This is a genomic window from Sporosarcina saromensis (assembly GCF_054901285.1).
On sequence record NZ_CM142738.1, the window covers coordinates 538,044 to 549,434 of the forward strand.

At 42.6% G+C, this 11,391-nt stretch carries 12 protein-coding genes; 6 read left to right on the forward strand and 6 right to left on the reverse strand.

The features are described from left to right. Nucleotides 1–23: 23 nt before the first annotated feature. Nucleotides 24–368: a hypothetical protein gene (locus ACVHUV_RS02565; RefSeq protein WP_371391303.1), complete on the reverse strand. Its 345-nt coding sequence runs from the start codon at nt 366–368 to the stop codon at nt 24–26. A 134-nt stretch (nt 369–502) separates the two neighbouring features. Between ACVHUV_RS02565 and ACVHUV_RS02570 the strand changes: the two genes are divergently transcribed. Next, nucleotides 503–736, forward strand: a complete 234-nt coding sequence (locus ACVHUV_RS02570; protein WP_371391302.1) for a YczO family protein — start codon at nt 503–505, stop codon at nt 734–736. Nucleotides 737–1,357: 621 nt separating this feature from the next. Here the strand turns inward: ACVHUV_RS02570 and ACVHUV_RS02575 are convergent. The 3 genes from ACVHUV_RS02575 to ACVHUV_RS02585 are packed head-to-tail and all read right to left on the reverse strand — an operon-like array spanning nt 1,358 to nt 3,239. Continuing rightward, on the reverse strand, nt 1,358–2,143 hold the full coding sequence (locus ACVHUV_RS02575; protein WP_462086042.1) for an ABC transporter permease: 786 nt from the start codon (nt 2,141–2,143) through the stop codon (nt 1,358–1,360). Next, nucleotides 2,140–3,042 carry an ABC transporter ATP-binding protein gene (locus ACVHUV_RS02580; RefSeq protein WP_462086043.1) on the reverse strand — a complete coding sequence of 301 codons (903 nt, stop codon included), beginning with the start codon at nt 3,040–3,042 and terminating at the stop codon, nt 2,140–2,142. Before ACVHUV_RS02580 ends, ACVHUV_RS02575 begins: the two co-directional genes overlap by 4 nt. After that, nucleotides 3,039–3,239 (reverse strand): PLDc N-terminal domain-containing protein, encoded by a 201-nt coding sequence (locus ACVHUV_RS02585; protein WP_317945693.1) that lies wholly within the window; start codon nt 3,237–3,239, stop codon nt 3,039–3,041. The genes ACVHUV_RS02580 and ACVHUV_RS02585 overlap by 4 nt, the downstream gene beginning before the upstream one ends. A gap of 141 nt (nt 3,240–3,380) precedes the next feature. Between ACVHUV_RS02585 and ACVHUV_RS02590 the strand changes: the two genes are divergently transcribed. The 5 genes from ACVHUV_RS02590 (at nt 3,381) to ACVHUV_RS02610 (ending at nt 8,110) form a co-directional block, all read left to right on the forward strand. Next, nucleotides 3,381–4,268 (forward strand): EamA family transporter, encoded by an 888-nt coding sequence (locus ACVHUV_RS02590; RefSeq protein ID WP_317945695.1) that lies wholly within the window; start codon nt 3,381–3,383, stop codon nt 4,266–4,268. Between the two features lie 129 nt (nt 4,269–4,397). After that, nucleotides 4,398–4,937: an RNA polymerase sigma factor gene (locus ACVHUV_RS02595; protein ID WP_462086044.1), complete on the forward strand. Its 540-nt coding sequence runs from the start codon at nt 4,398–4,400 to the stop codon at nt 4,935–4,937. Continuing rightward, entirely contained in the window at nt 4,930–5,664 is a 735-nt protein-coding gene (locus ACVHUV_RS02600) for a hypothetical protein (RefSeq protein ID WP_462086045.1), read from the forward strand. Before ACVHUV_RS02595 ends, ACVHUV_RS02600 begins: the two co-directional genes overlap by 8 nt. A 791-nt stretch (nt 5,665–6,455) precedes the next feature. Then, nucleotides 6,456–6,815 carry a hypothetical protein gene (locus tag ACVHUV_RS02605; protein ID WP_371391297.1) on the forward strand — a complete coding sequence of 120 codons (360 nt, stop codon included), beginning with the start codon at nt 6,456–6,458 and terminating at the stop codon, nt 6,813–6,815. Between the two features lie 107 nt (nt 6,816–6,922). Beyond that, nucleotides 6,923–8,110 carry an alanyl-tRNA editing protein gene (locus tag ACVHUV_RS02610; RefSeq protein ID WP_462086046.1) on the forward strand — a complete coding sequence of 396 codons (1,188 nt, stop codon included), beginning with the start codon at nt 6,923–6,925 and terminating at the stop codon, nt 8,108–8,110. Between the two features lie 53 nt (nt 8,111–8,163). On the opposite strand, the gene ACVHUV_RS02615 is transcribed toward ACVHUV_RS02610, so the two are convergent. Together ACVHUV_RS02615 and proS are read right to left on the reverse strand one after the other, a co-directional pair. Then, on the reverse strand, nt 8,164–9,132 hold the full coding sequence (locus ACVHUV_RS02615) for a c-type cytochrome (RefSeq protein ID WP_462086047.1): 969 nt from the start codon (nt 9,130–9,132) through the stop codon (nt 8,164–8,166). A gap of 467 nt (nt 9,133–9,599) precedes the next feature. Further along, on the reverse strand, nt 9,600–11,036 hold the full coding sequence (gene proS / locus ACVHUV_RS02620) for a proline--tRNA ligase (RefSeq protein ID WP_462086048.1): 1,437 nt from the start codon (nt 11,034–11,036) through the stop codon (nt 9,600–9,602). Nucleotides 11,037–11,391 lie beyond the last annotated feature (355 nt).

Here is an 11,391-nt window from a genome sequence, read left to right on the forward strand (position 1 = left end):
ACGAGGACTGTCCCTTACTCCTTTTAAAGGTTTGTTGTATTAATTCTTGGCACCAATTCGGAGTTGGCATCCCTTGGTTCGTTATGATCCTCACTGGAAAGAACTTCTCCACTTTCAGTCAATTCAGCACTACTATCCCTTTCCTCTTCTTCAGCTTCAATGAAAAGCGATACTGCTCGATCTTCTTGATGTGGATCCGTCATTTTATCGACTACTATTGAAGTGCGTTTCTCTAATGCAGACGCGACATTTTCCGAACTCACTTCCGCTGAAATTTGTTCATCTCGATATCCTTCAGCTTGTAATCCCGTAATTTTTATTATCGCCTCATCTACTCCATTAAATGTTCCCACATGCTTTTTCGTCATTTGGCAAAACGCTCCTATTCTTCTTGACTTTTAGTATACTTTACCCAATTTTCAATCAAAAACACCTGCATGTTTCATCTCACATTAAAACGTGAATAGTAGAAAAAAGCGTAACAAGAAAGGACGTGTCACACATGAACAAAAAACGGAATTTCACGGAAAAAGACAGAAAAGATGCAGAAGGTTCGTTCATGGACAATCCTGAAAACCTGCCAACAGACAAGGAAAGTATTTACGACATGCATGAAGATATGCAAACCGTCGACTCCATCCCACTAGAGGATGTGCGGATGGAAGAGGAAGAGGAAAATCGACCACGGGATACGAAAGACTCCTCCTCAAGTGAAGAAAAATTTTCAACCGAGTAAAACCAATTACACCTGTTAGCAACCACAAAGAACCGCGCGAAGCAATGGCTCCATACACCTTGCTTTCACGCGGTTTTATACTGGACGAGATTAAAAGTCTGAACGAAAACAGCATGCATACTCATGAACGCTCTCGATTACTTGTAAAGCACTAAATCAAAACCTTTTGTTTGGTAAAAGCATTCTGCGCGAAAGACAACTTCCGCCTACAGGAACTCCACGCGGGTTCATGCTGATTGGGAATCCAGTATCCATTTTACTCTGAAGCTTTAGAACACCACATACTTTTCTCAAACGCGGCATATTTCTTGGGAAAGCCGCATAGTTCCCCCGAACGCAGCATAACCTCTTAGAACTCAGCATATTCCAGCAAAACGCCGCATAACCACAAGGAACTCAGCATATTCCAGCAATATGCCGCATAACCCCTCAGAACTCAGCATATTCCAGCAATACGCCGCATAACCCCACAGAACTCAGCATATTCCAGCAAAACGCCGCATAACCCCACGGAACTCAGCATATTCCAGCAATACGCCGCATAACCCCACGTAACTCAGCATATTCCAGCAATACGCCGCATAACCGCCCGGAACGCGGCATTCCCCCCAGAGATCCTCTTTACACAGTCGTCTTCGCAGCATTGCGCTTGGCGAAAAAAATCCCAATCAGGAGTAACCCGATAATTAACCCAACAGTTAATCCGATACTCAGCCAAACCGCTGAAGTCTCCACTAGCGCATCTTGAAAAGCATATGATGCGTACTTCGCTAGTTTCAAAGGTGAAATCGTCCAATACATACCAACGAAAGAATCAATTACCGGTAAAACGATTAACACCAAAATGGAAACGCCCGCTACACCTCCTGTGGAAAGCCATGCACTTAACGCAAGGACGACTGTGACCGCAAAAACAACCCACAAACTATATGTGCCGGCAAACTGCATGACTTCCCCTACATCAACTGGGTTGAATAAAATGTCGATGTAATACCAAGCAGCTAGGAAACCCGCCCACATACTTCCCAGCATAATGGCGTTGACAACTATCCATTTGCTGAGAAAATAGCTTCCAAAATCCATCGGTCGTACATAAAGCAACGTAGCCGTCCCATTTTTTCGTTCACTAGCGATAGACCCCATAAACGCAAGAATGAGAATAAGCACTCCGATCATCTGGTATTGCCCCATTAAAGATACAAATATATCTTCACCTCGAAGTTCCGGCCACACGAATTCCGTCCCCTCAGGCATATTCCCGATACTTTTCATAATTTGCGGAAGAAAGTGGTTTGTGACTGGTTCGATGATTCCGAAGATGATGAACACGACAGGTATCCAAAATAGCTTATAATTACGGACGTTTTCCCGCCATTCTTTTTGCAATAAAACCCCCAAATTTCTCATCCTTCGACCACCACTTTCATAAAGATTTCTTCTAAGCTCGCGGTTTGCAGTTCAACTTTTCGAACGATGCAAGAATGGGTATGCAAGAACGCTAGCACTTCTGACATATTCGTTTCTTCCGTTATTGGATCGATTGAAACACGTTGACGTTCACTCGTTGCCTTCCATGGCGCAAGTGCGACGAACCTTTTGACTTCCGTATCTAATTCAAACTCAATAAGAATACGAGGATTCGCATATTTTTTACTAACGTCTGTGAGGGAACCATTTTCCACTAGCACACCTTTTCGTAAAAATAAAAGCTGGTCTGTCATTTCTTCTGCATCATTTAAAATGTGCGTTGAGTATAAAATTGTCGTTTGTTGCTGCAATTCTTTCAGCAAATTCATGACTTGTCGACGCCCTACTGGGTCAAGCGCTGATACTGGTTCATCCAACAGTAAAAGTTCAGGTTTGTGTACGATTGCTTGTGCTAATCCTAAACGTTGTTTCATACCACCGGAAAAAGTGCCCACTCGCTTTTTTAATGCGTCGCTAAGTCCAACAAATTCAAGTGTCTTCTGCGCCTCTAATCGCGCTTGTTTCGTTTCTACCCCACTTAAACGAGCGGCCATCTCCGTGAATTCCAAAGCCGTCAGCCATGGGAAAAACTTAGGATATTGCGGCAAAAAACCGATAGATGAGCGCAAATCCTTCTTTTGTTCATTATGAAACAATACCGTTCCTTCTGTAGGTGTCACTAACCCTGCCAACATGGACAATGTCGTCGTTTTGCCTGCCCCATTTGGTCCAATTAACGCGGTGGAAGTTCCCTCTGCTAATTCAAATGAAATTCTGTCTACCACTCGATGATTGCCAAACACCTTAGTAAGTTGTTGCACGTGAAGAAGTTGAGTCATTCTTGACGCCTCCCGAAGATGAAATACAAAATAGGACCGATTAGATTGAGAAGTAAAATAATGAATAACCACATAATGAACGAGTCTTTTGTCCGCTGATTTTTGATGAGGTCAATTAAGGCTATTACCATTAAAATGAACTGCAGTACAAGCACCGGCGCGATAAGCTTCCACGGGATATTTGCTAACTCTTCCATACCACTTACACCCTTCCTTTTGTTTGTTCTATAAATAGTATAACACCTGTTGTTCTAGTTTGTATAGAACAACTAAAAGATTTTTCAATGCTTATTCCATTCAGTCCGTGCTATACTATTTCGTGGACTGGAGGAGCATACATGAAATTTTGGATGTATCCATTGTTCGTCATTATTGGTGCGAGCAGTTATGGTATTCTATCGACGATCATTAAATTGGCTATCCGTGATGGCTATACAGCTGCCCAGGCAGTGACTAGCCAATACTATATTGGATTTGTATTAGCAGTAATCATTTTCGTTGTGACACATCGAAAACTCCCAAAGTTTGGGGGCGGTTTTACGCTTGTCATCGCTGGTTTATTCACCGCCTTGACTGGAACTGTTTACGGTAAAGCAATTAGTTACATGCCTGCTTCTCTTGCCGTGGTCATGCTTTTTCAATTCACATGGATTGGGATGCTCTTCGACTGTATCGCGCGTCGGCGATTACCTAAGCGGATTGAAGTTATTGCATTGGTCTTTTTGTTCGGAGGAACCCTTTTAGCGGCCGGAGTCATTGATGCAGACCTAAGTGGCATTCCTTGGCAAGGTTGGGCTTGGGGGATGGCTGCAGCAGTGAGTTTTTCTGCTTTTTTAATGTCTAATTCACGTCCTGTTGAAGGGATGGATATGCAAACACGGCTACTGTTCATGTCTTTTTTTGCTGCAATTGCTATCACATTTTTCCAAGAGCCGAAGATTTTGTTTGATGGCACATTGGTCGATGGATTGTGGATATACGGACTGATTTTAGGTGTCTTTGGTATCATCTTGCCCATTTTACTGTTTTCAATCGGCATTCCGAAAGTGGGGGCAGGGGCTGCTTCCATTTTGAGTGCAATTGAACTACCGGTAGCTGTCACAGCTTCTGTGCTTTTATTGCAAGAACATTTGACCATCTTGCAACTTGTCGGCATCGCCATTATTTTAGTCGGCATGACGTTGCCTAGCTTCGCAAATCGTAAAATTGCACTAAAGAAATTATAACGACTTAGATTTCACAGAACCGCTTTGGCTCTTGTGAAATCTTTTTTTGTGCTGAAAACTTTTTAAACATTCGAAGGGTATATATAGTGAAGACAACAAAATTCGTTGGCAGTGAAAGGAGTGCGCCGCGTGAAGGACAATACGTGGGTCAAACAAATACGTTCCGGAAATCAACTTGCTTTCCGTCAATTTTATGAGGCGTATGCAGGCAACGCAATCCGCACCGCCTCCGCAATTACCCGCAACCGAGAATTAGCAAAAGATGCGGTGCAAGAAACGTTTATCCGTGTTTTTCGGCAAATTGATAGTTACGATACAAATTTACCCTTCGACCCTTGGTTTTACCGAATACTGACAAATGAATGTCTACGGTTAATGAAGAAAGAATTTTCATTGGTGAACATTTCACCCTCTGACTTAGCGAACAATGCCGCATTGGCAGAAGCTTCATTCGACCATTTGGCGGATCTCTACAATGTCATTCAATCTTTAGATGATGGGCATCGTATACCAATCATCTTAAAATATATTAAAGGATTTTCTGAAAAAGAGATTGCGGACATTTTAGGGTTGAATCAAAACACCGTCAAGTCGCGATTATTTAAAGCAAGAAAACGGCTGAAGGTTCAATTGGAGCCGTTTGAAAGGGAGGCGAATCCGGGTGAGTAACTTTGAGGAGCATGTGAAGAAGGCATTATACAAGCAGACAGATGATGTTGTGAATGAATTGCAAGAAGACATTTGGAGTCATTTGGATGAAGAGCTATTTAAAGGGAGGAAGCATAAAGTGAAAAAACGAAAAGGATTGATTTCCGCCGTTATTGTCGCTGCAGCGGCAGTGATTATTGCGTTCACTCTGCAAACGGACACTGGCCTAGCCCTTATCAAGAGTGTAAAAGATATGTTTGTTACGGAAAAGGAGATTATTCAAAGTCTTGAGGGGAAAGATGAGGCGACCAACGTTACGTTAAATGAAGGCGCCAATTCTGAATATGTTATATACGTGGATGAATCACGTTATAAGATGATCAATGGAGAAGAAGCGGATGTCATAACAACGATTGAGCCACTTCCTGAAAAATATCCTGAAGTAAGTATGGAGATTAAGCAAGTCGCGTCTAAAAAACCGGAGCTGTTGGTAAAGGAAATTGAGGAGGAGTTGAGAATGGACTTTCCTGAATTGCGACCGGTCGAAACGGTGACGGAGCCAGTTGAAGGTTTTTGGTTACATGGCCTGACTGAATCGACATGGGATGGGAAAGTTGTGGATGTATACGTGACTAGTAACGGTAAGGACGGAAGCTTTGTCATTACGCAAAAGTATTTTCTTGAAGCGGCCGAGGGGCACGGCGCGAGATTTACGCATATGCTAGAGAGCTTTGAGATTGTTGAATAAATACTGATTGGAGAGGGTGAACTTTTTTGTTCATCCTTTTTGTTTTTGGGGTTATGCGGCGTTCTGGGGAATTATGCCGCGTTTGGAGCGGATATGCCGCGTTCTGAGGAATTTTGCCGTGATTGCTTGTATTATGAGCCGTTAAGGAGAAATTTGCGGCGTTTGAACACTTATGATCGCGGGGATTTTTTGTTGGTGGAGTTGCTGTCGCGCTGAATGCCTTTGACAAACAAGGGTTTTATTGACGGATATGCGGCGTTTTCAAGAAGTATGAGTTGTTTTGGGCAAGTTTGCCGCGTTCTACGGAGTTTTGCCGCGTTTGCGTGGAGTATGAGCCGTTAAGGAGAAGTTTGCCGCTTTTGAACACTTATGATCGCGAGAATTTTTTGTTGGTGGGGTTGCTATCGCGCTGAATACCTTTGACAAACAAGGGTTTTATGAACGGTTATGCGGCGTTTTCAAGAAGTATGAGTTGTTTTGGGCAAGTTTGCCGCGTTCTGCGGAGTTTTGGCGCGTTTGCGTGGAATATGAACCGTTAAGGAGAAGTTTGCCACGTTTGAACACTTATGATCGCGTGGATTTTTTGTTGGTGGAGTTGCTATCGCGCTGAATGCCTTTGACAAACTAGGTTTTTATGAACGGTTATGCGGCGTTCTGAGGAATTATGCTTCGTTTGTAGGATGCTAATCCCTCTTCATTGCTCGGGCCTTTTCTTTTTCTTTTTGTCTATGAATATTTTGCGTGGATATCGGGTATAGATTGTAAAAGTAGATTAGCAAGGGGGCTTGAAAGTGGATAAATTCTTGGTCGTTTTAGATACGTTAATTATTGTACTGTATATACTCTTGATTGGCTTTATATCGCCTTTCATTATTCAATTTATGAAAAAGAGAAATTATGATTTATTCATCCAGCTACTGCCTATCGTGTCAATTATGTTACTTGGTAGTATTGCAATTTCCATCGCAATTGGTGGACTGAACGAGATGTTGTTTTTTAAACTGACGACGATTGTATCTAGTATTCTTCTAGTGTCACTTCTATTTTTAACGATTGCGATGAAGTCGTTATGGAAGGACAAATATGATCGGTTGATGGAACGGATTGTGACTTTTTTGCAAAAAAATGAACGGAGCTTCTCACTGAAATAGTGGGAAGCTTTTTTTATTTCATGTACACTTACACTACGTGAAGCATTAAACTGTCATTATATTGTAGATGGACAGTGCTATTTACACATTCCAAGGGAGACGTTTCTATGTTAAAAAATCGATTTTATTATGAAGATGCGTATCAAAAGTCGTTTCGTGCATGCATTGTACATAGTGGTGAGGATGAAAACGGGCGTCCCTATGTTGTTCTTGATAATACGGCATTTTATCCGACGGGTGGAGGACAGCCGCATGATACGGGGACCCTTGAAGGGATTACGGTTATAGATGTGGAGGAAGTTGACGGCGAAATTCGGCATTTTCTTGATGAGCACTATCTAGGTTCACCAGAAGTGACAGGGGAAATTGATTGGCCGCGCCGTTTTGACCATATGCAACAGCATGCGGGCCAACACATTTTGACGGCAGCGTTTGTTGAGCTTTTTGGCTTCCAGACGGTAAGTTTTCATTTAGGTAAGGAGCTCGTTTCGATTGATTTAGACGTGGAGTCAATTTCAGTAGATCAATTGGCAGCGGCTGAAAAATTGGCCAATTCGATCATTCTTGAAAATCGACCTATTGAAACGAAGTGGGTGACGGAGGAAGAGTTAGCGCACTATCCTTTACGTAAACAAGTCGCTGTAAACGATGAAATCCGTCTTGTCATCATTCCAGAATTTGATTATAACGGTTGTGGGGGAACGCATCCCCGCTCAACAGGTGAAGTTGGAATGTTGAAAATCCTATCTACGGAAAAGCAGAAACGGAAAGTTCGTGTACATTTTGTATGTGGTGAGCGCGTACTAGATGAGCTTCATCGTAAACATGAAGAACTTTCAACAGCTTCAAAATTATTAAGTGCCCCGGAAACCGGTGTTAGTATAGCGATTGAGAAGTTACTATCTTCACAACAACTGTTGGAGAAATCGCTTGAAGACGCCAAAGAAGCATTGTTGACATTTGAAGCGAAAGATTTATTGGCCTGTCAGCATGATTCAATTGTGAAAGGTACATTTGAGAATCGATCGATACAAGAGCTACAAAAACTAGCGCGTCTTCTTGTCGGCTTGGATAGTGAGGTCGTTGTGTTGCTCGTCGCTGTGAATGAAGATAAATTACAATTTGTTGCAGCTCGTGGCTCTTCTTGTGAAGCAAATATGAAACAAGTATCGGCTGCGGCTTTGCCATTAATGAATGGTAAAGGAGGTGGAAATGAATCGTTTGTACAAGGCGGCGGAGAGCGTGCCATTTCTAGTAAAGAAATTTTACGGGTAATGGAACAAAGCTTGAGCTAATGAAAAAACCGCGTGAACTCTCTTCGTTTCACGCGGTTTTATTATGCTATGACTCAGTTTTTGCCGAGCACTTCATTCCAATCAATTGTACCGTTTTGGATTTGCTCACGACGCTCTTTATCAATGATATCAGTTGGTCTTCCGCCAGCTGGCCAGTCCTTGTCATGATTTTTCCATTCCGGGCGGTCGTGTGATAGGATGAATGCTGCTAAATCACTTGCCTCTTGATCAGTCAAAGTACCTGCTGCCCCGATCGGCATATTATGTTGAATGTAACCTGCCATTTTGGACATTCTTGAAATCCCTGCGCCGTCATTGAATGATCCGTTACCCCATAATGCTGGACCTGTATTAGAGCCTGTACCTGCCCCATCCGCGGCGTGACAAGCGATACAGGATTGCTGATAAAGCTTTTCACCATCCGCAACGCTAGGTACCGGGACGTCTTCCATGTTACTTTGGTGTCGCCATGGAAGGTCTGCACCGACAGGAATCCCTTCAGAAATATACGTTAAATATGCGACCATTGCATCTAGATCTTCATCGTCGTCCGCAAACTTTTGGCCATTCATACTTCTGACCATACATCCATTAATCCGCTCTTCCAAAGTAACAATTTGTCCTGAACGTCCGATGTACATGGGATATACAGATGCCATCCCGACGAGTGATGATACTTCCTCTTCCATACCTGCTCCTGCGTGACAGCTAGTACATGATAATTCATTAACACGTGCCTCACCATCTGCGGCAGTTGGTGCTTCGCTTCTCAAAACGTTCGATGTGTCATTTGTTAGTTCATAACCACGTAAAATGGCTTCTCCTAATGGGCCGTCCGGTACATCATCCAAAGATGGAGGATTATGTACAATGCCCGCTACTTGTGTTGGTGTTTCTACAGTTGTTTCTTCTTTTTTGTTCGCCTCTTCTTTGTTGGCTTTTAATTGATTTGCCATCATGCCAACCATTGAAAATGCCACTACTAATAGGAATCCTAGAACGAGTGTTGAAGTTTTTCTCATTTCTAATACCTCCTTTTCTATACTTTAACCCTACCCTGTACTTCATTCTTTTTCTATGCATTTTTCTATATGTTTTAAGATTGAAACAACTTTGTGGCAAATTAAAGAAACATGGGAACTATTATTATTTAGTATGGTAAAGTTGGTAGAATTATAATGTATGACCCATTTATTATGCTCATATCTTTCTTTGCGCGGTATGCAATCGACCAACTAAAGGTTTTTCATCATGGTTTGCGCTTTTTATCAATCGAGTTCACAATTTATTCGATTGGATACGTCGACTTATCAATCGTATAGTGAAAGTTATCGCCATTTCATGACCTTCGTACTACATCACCCCGACAACATGCACTCCCAAAAACAGAATAAAAAAATCCCCCATTCAGTCGGAAAACTGAACAGGGGGGTATATGTTATATTCCATGCACTTCAATGTGGAACTGCCTAATTCACTAAGCTTTTTATTAATAAGCTCTCGCGAACCACACTGTATGCTTAGCGTCTTTGCCACAATTAATGCATGTCGACTTTTCTGCTGGTGGATTGAATGGGATGTTACGTGTTGTAAATTTCGTTTCTTCCTTCACGTGCTCTTCGCACGCGTCGTCTCCACACCAGCCTGCAAGGATCCATCCAGGTATTTCGCCTTTGTCTACTGAGTCCGCAATATGCTTTGTCAACTCGTCCAATGTATCAATATGTGTATGGGAATGCTCCGAGCGGAATGCGCGTGCCTTTTCAAGCAAACGCGTTTGCATCGTTTGTAATTCCTTTTCTACACTTTCAACAACTTGAGACAATTCAACTGCTACTTTCTCGCCTTCATCTCGTGCTTTCATAAGTGCTTGGTTGTTTTCCAAGTCACGTGGTCCAAGCTCAATACGAACAGGCACGCCTTTTAGTTCCCACTCGTTGAATTTGTAACCTGGCGATTGATCGGAATCATCCAAACGGACGCGGATACCTTTCGCTTTCAACTCCGCAAAGATTGCGTCGAGTTTTTCCATGATGGCAGGATTTTTCTTCCATGGTCCTACTGGGATTAACACGACTTGTGTTGGTGCAATACGTGGTGGTAATACGAGCCCTTGCTCATCACCATGTACCATAATGACAGAACCAATGAGACGCGTGGACGTACCCCATGATGTCGTATGGACAAATTCATGACGGTTTTCCTTCGTCAAATACTTGATGTCGAACGCTTCCGCGAATTTCGTACCTAAATAGTGGGACGTTCCTGCTTGTACCGCTTTTCCGTCCTTCATCATCGCTTCGATTGAATACGTGTCAACCGCACCGGCAAAGCGTTCTGATTGCGTTTTTTGACCGTCATAGACAGGAATCGCAAGCAATTCTTCAACCACTTCTTTATAAATGTTCAACATTTGCATTGTTTCTGTACGTGCTTCTTCTTCATCCGCATGTGCTGTATGACCTTCTTGCCATAAGAATTCGGATGTACGGATGAACGGCAATGTTTTCTTCTCCCAACGGAAAACGTTCGCCCATTGGTTAATTAACACTGGCAAATCGCGGTAGCTTTTAATCCAATCCGAATACAAATGACCGATCATCGTTTCAGATGTAGGACGTAGCGCCAAACGCTCTTCCAACTGCTCGCCCGCAGCTTCCGTCACCCATGGTAGTTCCGGTGAAAAGCCTTCAATATGATCCTTCTCCTTTTGGAAGAACGATTCAGGAATTAACATCGGGAAATACGCATTTCGGTGTCCCGTTTCTTTAAAGCGCTTATTCATCTCTTCTTGGATGTGCTCCCAAATTTCAAAGCCATCCGGTTTAAACGCGATACATCCACGCACTGGCGTGTAGTCCATCAAATCCGCCTTTTGGATCGTATCGATATACCATTTTGAAAAATCGTTCTGCTGATTGCTCATAATTTTTTCCTCCCTAGACATAGTAAAAAGCACAAAGCTGTCCCTCAAATAAGGACGTCTTTGTGCTGGATAGACGTGGTACCACCTTCGTTCAGCTTATAACGTTCATAAGCCCTCGGACGTTTAGTAACGAAAACGACTCGGTTATGTTTGCATAACATCTCCGTGGTAGGGTTCAATGAAAAGCGGTGGTATAGCTCTCAACATTCGCTATACTTTCTGTTTCACAATTTCCATCTACTTGGCCACTTCTTAGATTCCATATTGCTTATAATATACCAAAGTTTCACGGTTCATTCAAATTGATTCACTTTTCTTTACTTTCACACCTTAGAGTAACGATTCTACGATATCA